Source organism: Rhodoferax sp. (assembly GCF_034520025.1).
In the GTDB taxonomy this organism is placed as follows: Bacteria; Pseudomonadota; Gammaproteobacteria; order Burkholderiales; family Burkholderiaceae_C; genus Allorhodoferax.
The window spans coordinates 1,112,248-1,127,665 of the sequence record NZ_JAXHNZ010000001.1 but is presented as its reverse complement, the minus strand read 5'-3'; the positions used below and the strand labels follow the sequence as shown (position 1 = coordinate 1,127,665).

Here is a 15,418-nt window from a genome sequence, read left to right as displayed (position 1 = left end):
GGTGAGGTCCTTCTCAAATTTCTACGTTCTGCCTGAAGCCTTTATTTGCGCAAAGCCAGCACTTCGGCGGGCTGCACAACCTGACCGGTTTTGTTGGACCAGTTATTCTTCGTGTAAGTGATCACAGCAGCGATGTCTGTGTCGCTCAATGTTTTCCATGCTGGCATTGAGCCGTTGTTTTGACCATTCAACAAAATAGCGATTTGCTTGCTCTTGTCAGCATCAAGCACTACGGCAGCGCCGTCCAGAGCCTTGATGGGGCCAGCGCCTTTGCCATTAGCTTGGTGGCAGGCTGCACAGTTCTGGGCATACACCTTTTCACCGCGTTTGGAGATGTCGTCCAAGGCCCAAACTTTCGCTGGATCGTCTGCTTTGGCAGCAAGCTTTTTCTTCTCGCCGGCCACCCAAGCGGAGTAATTTTCTGCAGAGAGCACCTTTACATGGATGGGCATGTAGGCGTGCTCTTTTCCGCACAGCTCAGCACACTGACCATAAAAGTCGCCGGTTTTCTCAGCACGGAACCAAGTGTCACGCACAAACCCGGGGATCGCGTCTTGCTTGATACCGAATGCAGGGACCATGAAGGCGTGGATCACGTCATTGGCTGTTGTGATGATGCGGACCTTCTTGTCGACAGGCACCACCAACGGGTTGTCCACCTTCAACAAATAGTTGTCGATGGACTCGCCTTTCTTGGGGCCACCAGCGTCTGACAATGCGCGCTGATCGCTGTCCAAGGTGGATACGAAGCCGATACCCTCGCCCTCGCCCTTGATGTAGTCATAGCCCCATTTCCACTGCATGCCTGTCGCCTTGATCGTCAAGTCAGCATTGGTGGTGTCCTTCATCGCGACCACCACTTTGGTAGCAGGTAGCGCCATCAAAATCACAATGACGAAGGGAACGATCGTCCAGATGATTTCAACTGTGACCGACTCATGGAAGGTAGCGGGCTTATGGCCTACCGATTTGCGGTGCTTCCAGATGGAATAGAACATGACGGCAAAAACCGCCACGAAGATCACGGAACACACGATCAGCATAAACCAGTGAAGCCATTGCTGCTCTTGGGCAATTTTGGTGACTGCGGGTGCGAGATTCAGCTGATTCACAGCTGGGCCGCCTGGCAAATCATTCACAGCATGTGCTTGCGTCAAGAGGGATGTACTGGCAAAAGCACCGGCGGTCCACAGCATTGAAGCCAGTTTGTTCGTTGTGTTCTTCATCTCGTTCACTTTTAGATGCCCCAAAATAATTCACCGCACCGGATTCACGCCCGCCCTCAGGCAGCACGCAAAGCCGAACGAATCTCTCTAGCCAGTTGCGGTCGCAACTCAGGGCGGATGTACCGCCCGACCTGAATGGTTCGCCCGCGCTCTGACAACTCAATCAGCGAAGTATCACTTGCGCGCGGCTCAACTCTTACCCAGCCTCTTTGAAACTCTGCTTTTTCCAGCTTACCGCCACACTCCAGCTCAACAACGAGCCGGTTGTCCAGCAATGCAATGTGCTCTCCGTCGGTCGAATGCCTTGCGTACACGTAAAAGGCCAGCCCGACGGCAATCAACTCCAAGGAGGCGAATGGAATCACCAACGTTGCACCCTGGAACCAGAAGAAAAGCCCGATTCCCATGGAAATTACGCATAGCGCCACATAAGTCCACACCAACTGCAGGGGCGTTACGGAACAATTCCGCCGGAGAAGCCAGTGGACCTGTTGCCCTTCTACTGTCGCAAAGCGAAAACCCGGATTCGTCATGCGTGTCACCCGAAATGAACTGCGTCGATAAAAACTCAGTCCAAACTGGAGGGGGAATATGCCATCACCTCGTTGCTAACATTGTATGACAGTAACGAACTTGACAGGCGTCAGCCAGGCGCCACGCAAAGGGGAATCCGTAGGGGTTTTGCCTAGTTTTTCAGGGCGGCGCGCATGTCACCCAAGGAAACACGCGTCTCTGGTGCGACCTTCAAACGAAGCTTAGGCTTGAAGGCATGCCCGTAAACCACTTCAAAAGTGATCGTCAAGCGACCATCTTTTGCGCCTAGCTCGCGGGTGAGCCGCTCCAACAAATCTTTGCGCCACCCTTTGGTTCTGGTGCCGGCAAAGCGGTTCGTGTGCAAGTTGCGCCCCAAACCACGCAACTCTTCCAACAGACGCTCCGCCGAAGAGTAACTCAGGGTAATGCGCTCCATGTCCATCACAGGCTCCGCAAAGCCAGCATGTACCAGCATGTCACCCCAGTCGTGCATATCAGTGAACTGGTGATGCGGCTGCGGCCAGCCCGCGACGTCAAAAACACGACGCAACTCACGCAAAGTATCGGGGCCAAAGCAAGAAAACATCACAAACCCATCGACAGCCAAGTGGGTGTGCCAATCCCGTATTAAAGCCTGTGGGTCCGCGGCCATGTGCAGCGCCATATTGGCCCACAACATTTGCACCGGATCCGCCGCTCTTTCAAACCGGGGCGTGGCGCCCGTCCACCGCCCGGGACTCCACCACGCGGGCGTCAATATCTTCCGCGAATGCAGTTGTCTGGCAGCGGTGCTTTCGCACACGTAACTTTGCGCTTTGGGATAGCGCTTTTGCACCAGCAAATGTCCTTCATAGCCACCCCGCGAGGGCTCCCAATCCAACCACGTTACTGGCTTTTGCACGATCCACTGCAACCGGTCTTCCATGCGACGGGCGACCTCCTCATGCAGCCAAGGGGCGGACACCACCGGCGCATGGGCCCAACGGGCTGCGGCAACCGGGTCTATGGTAGGGGGCTTGTGATCAGTCATGGCCAGGAAAAGCGTTGGAGCGCGAGTATATTGGCCCCATGTTCAGCGCCTTACTCCAAGGGTTAAGCCGCCAAGTACCCAGCGTATGCCGGGTTTGCAGAGCTTGGCCCTCGCACCCGGTGTGCGAAGACTGTGTGCACGCATTTGCCCAGCCAGTACACCGCTGCGCGGTATGTGCGCTCGCCATCCCTACCACCTTGCATCACTGTAGAGCCTGCACTGACACACCGCCCGTATGGAGTGCAGCGCTTGCGGCCGTGGACTATGGCTACCCGTGGGACCGGCTGATTGCGGACTTCAAGTTCCAAGGCAACCCGGCTTGGGGGAGCCACTTCGCGACCATCATGCGCAGCGCGCCATGGGTAGAACCCGCATTGGAAGCGGCTGATTGGGTGATCCCGATGCCATTGGCCCGGGAACGTTTACTGGAGCGGGGTTTTAACCAATCCGCACTATTAGCCCGCCACCTGAGCCCTGCCAAAGTGCAAGAAGACTGGCTCTTACGCCTTTTTCACACCCCGCCGCAAAGTGGACTGTCACGCGAAGGGCGGCAACACAACCTGCAACACGCTTTTGCGATGGAGCCGCACAGCGGCGCGCGCTTGCAGGATGAAAACATCATTTTGGTGGACGACGTCATGACCAGTGGTGCCACCATGGCCGCTGCAAGCGTTGTCTTGCAGCGCGCCGGCGCACGGCACATTACCGCACTGGTGTTTGCGCGCACAGCCCGGGGGGATGCCGGAGCGTAGACAATCGGGGCATGTTTCATATTGTTTTAGTTGAACCAGAAATTCCGCCCAACACTGGCAACGTGATCCGGCTGGCGGCCAACACCGGCTGCCAATTGCACTTGGTGGAGCCATTAGGCTTTTCGATGGATGACAAGCACATGCGTCGCGCGGGCTTGGACTACCACGAGTACGCTCAACTCAAGCGGCACGCCAGCTGGCAGCAGTTTCTGGATGACGAGAAACCCGATCCTGAGCGCCTCTTTACCCTCACCACCCGGGGGACACGCAGCCCCTTTGAGGTTGCATTTCAAGCGGGGGATTGGCTGGTCTTCGGCTCAGAAACCAAGGGAATTTCTGACTTTGTGCGGACTTCGTTCAGCCCCGAGCGCAGTTTGCGCTTGCCCATGCGGCCGGACCAACGCAGCCTCAACCTGTCCAACGCGGTGGCGGTCACCGTATTCGAGGCCTGGCGCCAAAACGGTTTCGGCGGCTGACGCCAGAAGGTGCCCCCTATCGGGTGGTTTAAGGGTACTGGCGGACCAAGGCCTCTGCCACACAAGCAGGCTTGGCAGCCCCTTCGCGCTCGATCGTCACCTCCCAGCTTTGCTGGACACCCCCGTTATCAATCGGCTCGGCTGACAGCAGCTTCAGGTGGGCACGCAGCCGGCTGTTCACCGGCACCGGTGACACAAAGCGGACCTTGTTGAGCCCGTAATTAACTCCCATGCGGGCCTCGGTCACCGCCAAGCTGGCCTCCATAAAACGGGGAATCAAAGACAAGGTCAAAAAGCCATGCGCAATCGGGGTGCCAAAAGGCCCTTGGGCTGCGCGCACCGGGTCCACATGGATCCACTGATGGTCTCCCGTCGCCTGGGCGAACAAATCAATCTGAGACTGGCTAACAGTAAGCCACTCGCTGACCGCGACCGTGGTACCGACTTGGGCGGACAACTCCGCTAGGGTGTTGAAGGTTTTCATGCGCAAACGTTAGTGAGCGCGAACCCAAGTGCTTGTAGCCGGGGTGACAGTAATTTAGGTGCTCAACCAGTCGCAAATCGGTTGCCACTGCTGCAAATCGCGCTCGACCTTGCCGGGCGCCACGTCGAATATGGTGAGCCCTCGCGCGGTAGTCTGGATGTAGTTTTGGGTATCGCGCACAGAGCCGAGCACCGGCAAGCCCAAGCCGGTGACAAAGTTCTGGAGCTGCTCGGCAGCCAGTGTGCGCTCGTCGACCCGCATCCCGACAATGCCCACTTTGAATTTGTCGGCACGCGAGCTGGCAGCCAGCTCATCCAAGAAAGGCTTGGTCGCAAATATGTCAAAAATACTGGGCTGCAAGGGCACGACCACATGGGTCGCGATCTTCAAAATTTCCTTCAAGCGCTTGCCATGTAATCCGGCGGGGGTATCCAGCACTACGTGGCTGGTGCCTTTGGGCGGCTTGGCGACGCCTTCGTCGCTGAGGGTCCAGCCGGCAATCGGCTTGGCGGCGGCGGGGCGCAAACTCAACCAGAGCTGTGAGGATTGCTGACGATCGGCGTCCCCCAGCATGACGGCATGCCCTTGGGACGCGAAATACCCGGCAATTTGGGTGGACAGCGTGGACTTCCCCACCCCGCCTTTGGGGTTCGCAACAACAACCACGGGCATAAACAAAGTCTCCTGCAAATAACTGCGCTATGTTATCGGCATGGTCAATGAAAACCAACCTTCCTCTATTTATGTGATCTCGGCTCACCCGAACTGGCGCGACTCGCGGGCCAATCGCCAGCTGCACACCACCGCAACCACCACAGCAGGCGTAAGCGTATGCGACCTGTATGAAACCTATCCCGATTACGCGATCGAGGTACAGGCCGAGCAAGCCAAGCTTGAAGCGGCACAACTGGTCGTGCTCATGCACCCGATCCAGTGGTACTCCATGCCTGCACTGCTCAAGCTCTGGGTCGACGAAGTGCTGAGCTATGGCTGGGCCTACGGCCGGGGTGCCAGCGCCCTCAAAGGCAAAGACCTTTGGCTGGTAGCCAGCACAGGCGGGGCTGAATCGCCCTACCACCTGCAGGGCTACAACCGCTACTTTTTTGACGCATTTTTGCCACCCTACGAGCAGACCGCGGCGCTGTGCGGCATGCGCTTTCTCCCGCCCATGGTGTTGCACGGTGCGCATAGCGCGCCTGCAGCGTTGGTAGCCGAGCACGTGAGCACTTTCCGTGAACGACTGCAGACCTACCCACACTGGCCGGAGCTAGACGACCTGGCGGACTGTGTTGCCTGCGAAGTGCCGGAGCAGGACCGCCCTGCAGGGGAGCACTGAGATGGAGCATGCACCCGCCTGGCTGCTCAACAGCCTGATTTACCTGAGCGCTGCAGTCATTGCGGTGCCGATCTCCAAGGCCCTGGGACTGGGCGCCATCATCGGCTACCTGGCCGCTGGTATCGCCATCGGCCCCTGGGGCGCAGGGCTGGTCACTAACGTGGAAGACATTCTTCACTTTGCCGAGTTCGGTGTGGTACTGATGCTGTTTTTGGTGGGCTTGGAGCTGGAGCCGCGCCGGCTTTGGAGCCTGCGCCGATCCATCTTCGGCTGGGGCGCCATGCAAGTACTGGGATGCGCCACACTTTTGATGCTCGTGGCCATGGCGTGTGGTGTGAGCTGGCGCTTGAGTCTGGTGGGCGCGCTCGGCTTGGCACTGTCGAGCACTGCCATCGCCCTGCAGGTGATGGAGGAACGCAACCTGCTCCCCACCCCTAGCGGCCAGGCGGCGTTCTCCATATTGTTGTTTCAGGATGTGGCAGCCATCCCGATCTTGGCGCCACTGCCTTTGCTCGGCGCTGCTTCAGGGCAAAACAGCGATCTAGCCCCCGTAGAATATGCGCAAGCAGCTATCAAAATAATAGCGGTTATCGCCAGCTTCATCTTGGGTGGGCGCTTGTTGTTGCGCCCCGTGTTTCGCTGGATTGCTCGCTCCAACACACCAGAGATATTCACCGCAGCCGCTTTGCTGCTGGTGGTCGGCATTTCCGCCTTGATGCTGTTGGTTGGCTTGAGCATGGCTTTGGGCGCCTTTCTGGCGGGCGTGCTGCTGGCCGACAGCGAGTACCGGCGCGAGCTGGAGACCGACTTAGAGCCTTTCAAAGGCCTGCTGCTCGGGCTGTTTTTTATTGCGGTGGGCATGAGCATTGACTTTGGCGTGCTGCGCGAATCACCGGGGGCAATGGCACTCGTGGTACTCGGCTTTCTGGCGGTGAAGGGTGTCGTGATTTACACCCTGGCAAGCCACATCCAACTCCCCTTGGCCGAACGCCCGGTGTTCACCCTGCTGCTGGCCCAAGGGGGCGAATTCGCATTTGTCGTGTTTCAGGCCGCCGCCGGAGCCCGTGTGTTCCCAGCGGAGACTGCTTCCCTGCTGATCGGCGCGGTCGCAGTCTCGATGTTGCTAAGCCCCTTGGTACTGGTGGCGGTGGACCGCCTGTTGCTGCCGCGTTTTGCGAGGTCGGACGCCACAACGTTAGAGGAAATCGCAGAGCAGCAAGAGGCGCCCGTCATCCTTGCCGGCTTCGGCCGCTATGGTCAGATCGTCGGCCGGGTGATGTTGGCGGAGGGTATTCCAGCCACCGTGCTGGACCATGATGCCGAGATGGTGGAAGCCGCCCGCAGCTTCGGCTACCGCGTGTTCTTTGGCGATGCCACCCGCCTTGACCTGCTCCGCACTGCGGGTGCCGGGACTGCGCGTGTACTGGTAGTCGCCGTGGATGATGTCGAGCAGTCCTTGGCTATTGTGGATCTGGCGCGTGAGCACTTTCCCACCCTGCCCATCGTGGCCCGCGCCCGGGACGTCACCCACTGGAACCAGCTGCGCGAGCGTGGTGTCACCTTGGTAGAGCGGGAACTGTTTGAATCCAGCCTGAGCAGCGCCCGCAGCGTGTTGCAGTTGCTCGGCCAGCCCGCCCATGTGGCACGCCAGACCGCCATGCGCTTTCGGCACCACAACCTTGCCTTGTTTGAAAAAATGCGCCCGCACTTCAAAGACCGCAGCAAGCTGATTGCCACCATCAAACAAGGCCGCCAGCAGCTCGAAGAGCAAATGACCCAAGAGCGGGCAGACCAGGAAAAGCGGGACACCACCCGGTGGGTGGACTAATTCTCACCGTGCTAACCTTGAGCCCATGTTCAATCCATCCCAAGAAGACGTACGTCGATTTTTTTGCTCCACTTACGCCAAAGCCAAGGCAGGGCAATCGCTTGAAGCTATAGAAATCATAGCGTCACAATGGATGGACGAGCATCCTGAATACCAGGCGGATTTTGCGGATGTGGACAGGGCCTTGACAACGATGTACGAGGCAACCGAAGGTCGCACCAACCCCTTCCTGCACCTGAGCATGCACTTGTCGATTAGCGAACAGTGCAGCATCGACCAGCCGCGGGGCATACGGCAGGCGGTGGAGCTGCTGACCCACAAGCGGAACTCATTGCACCAGGCCCACCACGAAACCATGGAGTGCCTGGGCACCATGCTGTGGGAAAGCCAGCGGGCCGGCCGGCCACCCGACGGCAATGCGTACATCGCCTGCGTGCAGCGCCACGCCACCAAAGACTGAGCCTGCGCTTTCACGCAACTGTCACGGACCTTGTCACGCCGCTGCCATCATGCGGCGATAGCATGAATCTTCTGTTTTCAGGAGACTCTGTCCATGCAGGAATTTCTTAAGCAACTCAAAATCCAGCGCTGGGATGACCACCGCTATTACCACCACAGTCGCATCAACCAGTCTTTGCACCTGGTCAGCGCCATCAGCTTTGTGGTGGCCTATGCGCTGCTGTTCAAAGACCCCGCCTTAGCGGCTTTGGTCGCCTGGCTCATTTCGATGACGGCCCGACAATCCGGCCACTTTTTCTTTGAACCGCGGGGCTATGACGAGGTCAACAAGGCCACCCACGAATACAAGGAAGAGATCAAAGTCGGCTACAACCTGCAGCGCAAAGTAGTGCTCATGGCCGTCTGGGCCGCAGCTCCGGTGATGCTCTGGATAGACCCGACCCTGTTCGGTTACTACGAAGCCACCAACGGCTTTGAAGCATTTGCCCGCCACACCGGCGAACTTTGGCTGGCAGTGGGCGTCGGTGGCCTGATTTTCCGGACCGTGCACCTCTTCTTCATCAAGGACGTGATGTCCGGTCTGGTGTGGATGACCAAAATCATCACCGACCCCTTCCACGACATCAAGCTTTACTACAAAGCACCTCTGGCCCTGATGCGCGGCGAACTCATCGAACCCCGCGGCAATATGGACCACGCCCCCACCTGACCGGAACCCGTCGCCAGGTTCCGGCCCCCTGCGGCTCAGAACTTGGCGGCCAGCATCTCCCGCAGGATGCGGCGCTTGATGACCTTGTGCGTCTGGGCGCCATCGGTCCACCACCAACCGTCCTGCTGCATCGCCTGACCCGCCGCCACAAACCGTCGGGTTACCTCCTCAAAGTCCGTATCGCTGAAGTTCAAGCTGAAAATCATGCGACCGGTTCCCACCCAGCTCAAGGCCAGCCCTTGCAAACGCAAATAGTGCTGAAACAACCAGTGGTAGCAACCGGGCTGCGTGTAGGTCACGGTCCAGATGGTCGACAGGTTGGCCACGCGTACCGGCAGACCCGCCACCCCCATGGCATGGTTGAGCTGCGATGCGCGGCGGTTCCAGACACCATCCAGATCGGTGTACAGCGCTTGTACCTCGGGTGTTTCGAGCCTGCGCATAAAGGCATTCATGGCGCCCATGACATAGGGGTGCGAATTGAAAGTGCCGCGGGCAAAGCAGATATCAGCCGGTGCTTCATCGCGGAAGCGGCGCATCCATTCGCGCTTGCCGCACAGCACGCCGATGGGCAGCCCGCCGCCCAGTGTTTTGCCGTACGTCACCATATCGGCACGCACGCCGAAGTATTCCTGTGCGCCACCGGGTGCGAGGCGGAAGCCGACAAACACCTCGTCAAAAATCAGCGCAATGCCGCGTTCATCGCAAATCGTGCGCAGGGTTTGCAGCCATGCGGTGTAAGCCGCTTTGTCGAACCCGGCTTTGCGCGAACCGTCCAGCAAGGATCCGTCGCTGGGCGCAGGCATGTTGGGGTGCAGGGCCTGCAAGGGGTTGATCAAGATGCAGGCAATGTCACGGCGCTTGCGCAGCACGCGCAGAGTGCCCTCGCCCATTTCAGACAAGGTGAAGGTGTCTTTGGCCGTCATCGGGTTGCCGATACCAGGTTGTACATCTCCCCACCAGCCATGGTAAGAGCCGCAAAACCGCACCAGCTTCTTGCGGCCGGTGTGGTAGCGGGCCAGGCGCACGGCTTGCATCACTGCCTCGGTGCCGGACATGTGGAAAGACATCTCGTCCATGCCCGAGGCTTTGCGCAGGCGCTGCACGTTGTCCACCATGACCGGGTGGTATGCGCCCAGCACCGGACCCAGGTCGCGCGCGATGGCTGCACCTTCGTCAATGCACTCTTTGTAAAAGTCATTGCCCATCAGGTTCACGCCATAGGAGCCAGTCAGGTCGATGAACACGTTGCCGTCCAAGTCGGTCACGGTCACGCCGGAAGACGACTGCAAAAACGAGCCGATCTTCAAGCCTTGCTTGACCATGGACTTGAACTGGTAGGGCACGCGGTAGGCACTGACGAACTGCATGTCCGACAAGCCATCGATCACCGAAGCACCCGCCTCCAGGGTCTTGGGGTAACGCTGCGCAATACCTTGTACCAGTGCGGCAAATGCTGCCTTGCGGCGTGCCACCACATCGACTGGCGCACCGTCCACGGCGAAAACCTGGTGCTCGTCGTAGCTGTAGTTAGGCAGCAAAGAAGCCAGCAGGCGCGCATTGCGCGGATGGCCTGCCAGCGAGCGATGCTTGGCAAAGGACAGCTCGGCACGTGCCTTCAGTTTGCGCAAAGCCGCTATGGCCGCCGCCGTGCCCACGCCGGCCAGCAGCAGGGTTTGGAGTTCTAGAGATTCATTCACGACATTCACCTTTCAATCCAACTTCACTATCAACAATCACCATGCAACTACGTGCACAGATTCAAAAAATCCTCAGCCAGGAAGACCTGAACTTCCTGCTGACCAACCGCATTCCGCGCCAGGCGCTCACCCGCTTTCTGGGGTGGTTCAGCAAAATCGAGCAGCCGCTGGTGCGGGATGCCTCGATCGGTATCTGGAAGTTCTTCAGTGACCTGGACTTGCGCGAAGCCAAAAAGCAGCGCTTTTCCAGCATGCATGACTGCTTCACCCGCGAACTCAAAGACGGCGCACGCCCGGTGGCGCAAGACCTTGACGCGATGACCAGCCCGGTCGATGCCATCGTGGGCGCGAGCGGCCCCATCGAAGGCACCCGTGTGTTTCAGGCCAAGGGCTTTCCATACACCCTAGAAGACCTGCTGGGCCCGGACGCAGACGTCAGCGAATGGCGCGACGGCAGCTTTGTGACCTTGCGACTGACATCCAGCATGTACCACCGCTTCCACGCGCCCCACCACTGCACCGTGGACGAAGTGCGCTACTTCTCGGGCGACACCTGGAACGTGAACCCGATTGCCCTCAAGCGGGTGGAAAAACTGTTCTGCAAAAACGAGCGCGCCTTCATCGGAACCCGGCTTAACGGCCCGGGCCCGCTGAATGGACAACGGGTGGCGTTGGTTCCGGTGGCTGCGGTGTTGGTAGCCAGCATCCGGCTGCACTTTCTGGATGTGTTGTTTCACCTGAAGTACACCGGCCCCAAAAAGATCGCCTGTGACGCAAGTTTTGAGCGCGGGCAGGAAATGGGCTGGTTTCAGCATGGCTCCACCGTGATCGTGCTGGCGCCCAAAGGCTTTGTGCTCGACGCAGGCCTAGAGCAAGGGGCGCGCGTGCGAATGGGCCAGCCGCTCCTTCGCTGGCAATCCTGAGGCGTTCGCCCTGCTCGCGGGGACGGAAGCAAACGGCCGTCCATGGCGCTCCAGCACCGAGCGCAAGGTGTGCAAAAACGTGTCGGCCACCGCATCCCAGCTGCGGTCGGCCACCGCCTTGGCAGCCGCCGCGCGGAAGCGTGCAAGGCGCTCAGGGTCCACCGCCAATTGCACTGCGGCATTGACAAAGGACACATCGTCGCCTGTAGGCACCAGCACCCCGTTGTCACCGCTTTCAATCAATTCCAGCGCCGCGGCACAGTCGTATGACACCACCGCCAGCCCGCTGGCCAATGCTTCGGGCACCACGTTGCCATAGGTCTCGGTCATGCTGGGGAACAAAAACAGGTCGGCCGAGGCGTAGTGCGCCGCGAGGTCGCCGCCCTTTTGCACACCGGCAAAGTGGGCTTCGGGGCAGGCTTCGGTCAGCGCCTTGCGCAAAGGGCCATCGCCCACAAACACCAGTTTCACATCCGGCACGCGGACTTTGATGGCGCGGAACGCAGCCACCACCAAGCCTACGTTTTTCTCTTTCGCCAAGCGCCCGACCAGCAAGATGACGGGCTCATCGCCCTGCACACCCCATTGGCGGCGCAGCGCATCCGAGCGGTGTTGCGGACCAAATTGCTCCAGTGCCACGCCACGCGACAGCAGGGTCACATTCTCGTAGCCGCGTGCGGTCAGGTCCTGCACCAGGCTGCGGGTCGGCACCATGGTGGCTTGGGTGCGGTTGTGCAGTTTGCGCAGGTAAGACTCGATCGGCGTCTTTAAGAGACCAATGCCGTAGTGCTGCGAATAGCTCTGAAAATTGGTGTGGAACGAGCTGGTGATGGGCAGCTGCAACTTGCGAGCTGCCGCCACCGCAGACCAGCCTAGCGGCCCTTCGGTGACCACGTGCACGATATCGGGCCTGCGCTCACCCCACAGCTTGATCAGGCGGTTCTTCGATGGCATGCCGAAGCGCAGCTCACCATAAGCGGGCAAGGGCACACCTTTGGAGAGCACTTCGTCCAAGCCCTCATGCTGCACACCCGCCTGCTCGCGCGGCTGGCGCGGTCGCACCACCTGCACCGAGTAGCCCTTTTGCAGCATGCCGTTGACAAGCCACCCCAGCGTCATGGCCACGCCATTGACTTCCGGGGGGAAGGTTTCAGTCACGACGGCAATCCGCAAACTGGAAAGCTGCGGAGCGAAGGACTCGATGAGGAGGTCGTCGGAGGTTTTCACACACCCGAGACTAGGCAGCGCACATAACAGCTTGATGATGGTTTTTTGACAGTTTGGCGTCGCTCACGCCACCCGCAGCGGCCACCATTGCCCGCGGTAGAGCACACACACCAGCGCCATCCCCACAACCACCATGACGCCAAAGCCCCATATCAAGGTGTGCAAAGGCAGGTTGAACGCAGTAACACCGGCGTAGACCACCAGCATGGCCAACATGCCTGCGTTTTCATTAAAACCCTGCACTGCAATCGAGCGCCCCGCTGTGAGCAAGGTGTAGCCTCGATGCTGCAACAGCGCATTCATGGGGACCACAAAAAACCCCGCCATGGCGCCCACCACGACCATCAGCACCGCGGCGGCATATATCGACTGCACCCACAACATCATCGGTATCACGACACCCAGCAACAGCCCCAGCGGCAATAGATGGACAGCCCGCTCCAGCACCACAAATCGGCTCGCAGCCATGGCGCCGGCCACGACACCCAGCGCAGTGACCCCCTGCAGGTAGGCCGCTTGATCCAACGGCAGGCCAAACGCCTCGTGCGCCCAACGCAACACCACGAGTTGAAGCGTCGCGCCGACGCCCCACAACAAGGTGGTCACCGCCATGGACATGCCCCCGACCTTGTCTCGCCAGAGCACCAGGTTTTCACGCCAGAACCGCAGCACCAACGTACGCGGGTGCATCGAATGGGCGTCGTAGCAGGCACCACTATCAGGGATCCACAGGCACACCACCATGGCAATGCTGTTCAATAGCAGCAAGACCCCCATGCCACCCGCATAAGCACTGCCCTCAGCGGGCTGCCAGGCTAGCAATAGAGGGCTAATTAAGAGCCCTCCCAGAACCGTGCCCAAGATCACGGCACACACCGTGGCCCCTTCAAAAAAACCATTCGCCCGCACCAGTGCTGCGGGCGGCAGCAACTCCGTCATCAGCCCGTATTTCGCAGGCGCATAGAGGGCTGCGCCCCAGCCCGCCACTGCAATGGCCAGCAGAGGATCCGCCCCCTGCAGCAATAGCAACATGGCGATGACCTTGAATGCGTTGGACAACACCATCACCCGCCCTTTGCGGAATGCATCTGACGCAGGCCCCACAAACGGTGCCAACACCACATAAAACACGGTGAACCCGATTTTGAGCATTGGTATCCGCCAATCCGCCTCTGCCAACTCCATCACCCGGGCGATCGCCACAATCAAGAACGCGTTGTCCGCAAGCGTGGACAGAAATTGAACACCCAACAACGAATAGAACGCGCGGGGCATGGGGCGGCTGGAGTTCGGCATGGCGTTGCGGAGAGTAAAGCTGCGCATGCTGCCCGCGGGTTATGAAGCCTGCGTGACACGCCCTCGTGACGCGGCCGTGTCATGGATTTGCCGCAATCCGTCCCTAGCATGCTGCAAAACTTGCTACCGGAGCACGTCTTGCGACACCGACTTGCCCACTGGGCTACCCATGCGTTGATTGGCTGCGCGTATCTCAGCGTTCCGGTGGCTCCGGCCGTGGCCAGCCTGGTGTTTTGGCGGCGGCGATACCTGCTCCGCTACCGGACCACGATGCGCAAAACGCTGACCCATATTCAGGCGCTGCGGCAGGGCCCTGCACTGCATTACTTCCGGGACGTGGCTGGCCAGGTGAAACAAGTGCCCGAGCACATTGAAGGCGAATGCGTGCAGTGCGGCAACTGCTGCATGAACCACCAATGCATGTTTCTGGAGCCTGCAGGCGCAGAAAAATTCCAGTGCGGTATCTATCACTCCCCACTGCGCCGTTGGTCCAACTGCGGTTCGTTTCCGCTCCACGGCCATGACATCGCCCGATACCAATGCCCCAGCTACTACGTCTCGGGCGGGCAAGACAAGCCAGTCATCCCGATCCACCCGGCACGGGTTTAAGGCGCACGCCCAAACAAAAAGCCGCTGAAACAGCGGCTTTTTGTTGTGGGAGACAGTGGCGATTACTTGAATCGGTTTTGCGGCACCACTTGCAAATCGGAGGGCAATGAACCCACGTAATTCGCCAGCTCTTTGAGTTCAGCATTGCTGAACTGCTTGGCAATACCACCCATGATGGCGTTGCCACGACCGATATTGGCGTTGCCCTCGACTTTGTAAGCCTTCAGCGCAACAAACAGGTAGTCGCTGTGCTGGCCGGCAATTTTGGGGTAAGTCGGGTCGATAGGCTTGCTCAAAGACTCACCGTGGCAGGAGGCGCAGTTGCCTTTGGTCAACAGTGCGTTGACCTTTTCAGAGGCTGCCGGCGCTTTGCCCAATGCTGGGGCACCGGCCACCACGCCACTGGCTTCGTAATAAGCCGCCAAGTCCGCAATGTCTTGGTCGGTCAAGGAGGCAGAGATACCCTTCATGGAGGGGTGCTTGCGCTCGCCCTTCTTGTAGGCATTCAACGAGGCCGCAATATACTGGCCGGTTTGCCCGGAAATCTTCGGAACCTTGTGGATTTCGGGGAAGCTGGACTGGTAACCCACGATGCCATGACAGCCAATACACATGGCGTTCTTTTTGGCTCCCGCCTTCACGTCGCCCTGCACACCCTCAGCATGAGCAGCGAAAACGGTCACAGAAGCGACAAGCGCGGCGGACAGCGACAAGAGAAGTTTGTTCATTTTGCGATGACAATCACAGAGTGATGACGTGGTGGTTTTGTGAAACCATTATATCGAGAAGGCCCTCCGTAGAACCCCTATGTTTGATCGCTATCAAGCAG

Annotated in this window: 17 protein-coding genes; 8 read left to right on the top strand and 9 right to left on the bottom strand. The window is 59.2% G+C overall.

Annotated features, from left to right (window positions below; genetic code table 11):
* Positions 1-41: 41 nt before the first annotated feature.
* The 3 genes from coxB to U5L73_RS05385 all read right to left on the bottom strand — a co-directional run bounded on the left by coxB (position 42) and on the right by U5L73_RS05385 (position 2,790).
* The gene (gene coxB / locus U5L73_RS05395) at positions 42-1,226 is read right to left on the bottom strand and encodes a cytochrome c oxidase subunit II (protein ID WP_322561380.1); all 1,185 of its coding nucleotides are present in this window, start codon (positions 1,224-1,226) and stop codon (positions 42-44) included.
* Between the two features lie 56 nt (positions 1,227-1,282).
* Entirely contained in the window at positions 1,283-1,759 is a 477-nt protein-coding gene (locus U5L73_RS05390) for a DUF2244 domain-containing protein (RefSeq protein WP_322561379.1), read from the bottom strand.
* A 152-nt stretch (positions 1,760-1,911) separates the two neighbouring features.
* Positions 1,912-2,790 carry a biotin synthase gene (locus tag U5L73_RS05385; protein ID WP_322561378.1) on the bottom strand — a complete coding sequence of 293 codons (879 nt, stop codon included), beginning with the start codon at positions 2,788-2,790 and terminating at the stop codon, positions 1,912-1,914.
* Between the two features lie 197 nt (positions 2,791-2,987).
* Here U5L73_RS05385 and U5L73_RS05380 point away from each other — a divergent pair, with 197 nt between their 5' ends.
* Positions 2,988-3,542 carry a ComF family protein gene (locus U5L73_RS05380; protein WP_322561377.1) on the top strand — a complete coding sequence of 185 codons (555 nt, stop codon included), beginning with the start codon at positions 2,988-2,990 and terminating at the stop codon, positions 3,540-3,542.
* Between the two features lie 11 nt (positions 3,543-3,553).
* Positions 3,554-4,018 carry a tRNA (uridine(34)/cytosine(34)/5-carboxymethylaminomethyluridine(34)-2'-O)-methyltransferase TrmL gene (gene trmL, locus U5L73_RS05375; RefSeq protein WP_322561376.1) on the top strand — a complete coding sequence of 155 codons (465 nt, stop codon included), beginning with the start codon at positions 3,554-3,556 and terminating at the stop codon, positions 4,016-4,018.
* A gap of 28 nt (positions 4,019-4,046) precedes the next feature.
* Here trmL and U5L73_RS05370 read toward each other — a convergent pair whose 3' ends face one another.
* Together U5L73_RS05370 and U5L73_RS05365 are read right to left on the bottom strand one after the other, a co-directional pair.
* Positions 4,047-4,502 (bottom strand): MaoC family dehydratase, encoded by a 456-nt coding sequence (locus tag U5L73_RS05370; RefSeq protein ID WP_322561375.1) that lies wholly within the window; start codon positions 4,500-4,502, stop codon positions 4,047-4,049.
* 54 nt (positions 4,503-4,556) lie between these two features.
* Positions 4,557-5,174: a ParA family protein gene (locus U5L73_RS05365; RefSeq protein WP_322561374.1), complete on the bottom strand. Its 618-nt coding sequence runs from the start codon at positions 5,172-5,174 to the stop codon at positions 4,557-4,559.
* Positions 5,175-5,214: 40 nt separating this feature from the next.
* Here U5L73_RS05365 and U5L73_RS05360 point away from each other — a divergent pair, with 40 nt between their 5' ends.
* The 4 genes from U5L73_RS05360 (at position 5,215) to U5L73_RS05345 (ending at position 8,834) form a co-directional block, all read left to right on the top strand.
* Complete coding sequence (locus U5L73_RS05360) at positions 5,215-5,838, top strand: NAD(P)H-dependent oxidoreductase (protein ID WP_322561373.1); 624 nt, start codon at positions 5,215-5,217, stop codon at positions 5,836-5,838.
* 1 nt (position 5,839) lies between these two features.
* On the top strand, positions 5,840-7,666 hold the full coding sequence (gene kefC / locus U5L73_RS05355) for a glutathione-regulated potassium-efflux system protein KefC (RefSeq protein ID WP_322561372.1): 1,827 nt from the start codon (positions 5,840-5,842) through the stop codon (positions 7,664-7,666).
* A gap of 25 nt (positions 7,667-7,691) precedes the next feature.
* A complete protein-coding gene (locus U5L73_RS05350) occupies positions 7,692-8,126 on the top strand; it encodes a DUF1841 family protein (protein WP_322561371.1) in 435 nt (144 codons plus the stop codon).
* Between the two features lie 93 nt (positions 8,127-8,219).
* On the top strand, positions 8,220-8,834 hold the full coding sequence (locus tag U5L73_RS05345) for a hypothetical protein (protein WP_322561370.1): 615 nt from the start codon (positions 8,220-8,222) through the stop codon (positions 8,832-8,834).
* A gap of 35 nt (positions 8,835-8,869) precedes the next feature.
* Here U5L73_RS05345 and U5L73_RS05340 read toward each other — a convergent pair whose 3' ends face one another.
* Positions 8,870-10,534, bottom strand: a complete 1,665-nt coding sequence (locus U5L73_RS05340) for an aminotransferase class III-fold pyridoxal phosphate-dependent enzyme (protein WP_322561369.1) — start codon at positions 10,532-10,534, stop codon at positions 8,870-8,872.
* Positions 10,535-10,575: 41 nt separating this feature from the next.
* Here U5L73_RS05340 and asd point away from each other — a divergent pair, with 41 nt between their 5' ends.
* Positions 10,576-11,457: an archaetidylserine decarboxylase gene (asd, locus tag U5L73_RS05335; protein ID WP_322561368.1), complete on the top strand. Its 882-nt coding sequence runs from the start codon at positions 10,576-10,578 to the stop codon at positions 11,455-11,457.
* On the opposite strand, the gene U5L73_RS05330 is transcribed toward asd, so the two are convergent.
* Positions 11,401-12,684 carry a glycosyltransferase family 1 protein gene (locus U5L73_RS05330; protein WP_322561367.1) on the bottom strand — a complete coding sequence of 428 codons (1,284 nt, stop codon included), beginning with the start codon at positions 12,682-12,684 and terminating at the stop codon, positions 11,401-11,403. The genes asd and U5L73_RS05330 overlap by 57 nt on opposite strands.
* A 63-nt stretch (positions 12,685-12,747) precedes the next feature.
* The gene (lplT, locus tag U5L73_RS05325; RefSeq protein ID WP_322561366.1) at positions 12,748-13,980 is read right to left on the bottom strand and encodes a lysophospholipid transporter LplT; all 1,233 of its coding nucleotides are present in this window, start codon (positions 13,978-13,980) and stop codon (positions 12,748-12,750) included.
* Positions 13,981-14,061: 81 nt separating this feature from the next.
* Between lplT and U5L73_RS05320 the strand changes: the two genes are divergently transcribed.
* A complete protein-coding gene (locus tag U5L73_RS05320; protein WP_322561365.1) occupies positions 14,062-14,589 on the top strand; it encodes a hypothetical protein in 528 nt (175 codons plus the stop codon).
* 62 nt (positions 14,590-14,651) lie between these two features.
* On the opposite strand, the gene U5L73_RS05315 is transcribed toward U5L73_RS05320, so the two are convergent.
* Positions 14,652-15,317, bottom strand: a complete 666-nt coding sequence (locus U5L73_RS05315) for a c-type cytochrome (RefSeq protein ID WP_322561364.1) — start codon at positions 15,315-15,317, stop codon at positions 14,652-14,654.
* Positions 15,318-15,418: the final 101 nt, after the last annotated feature.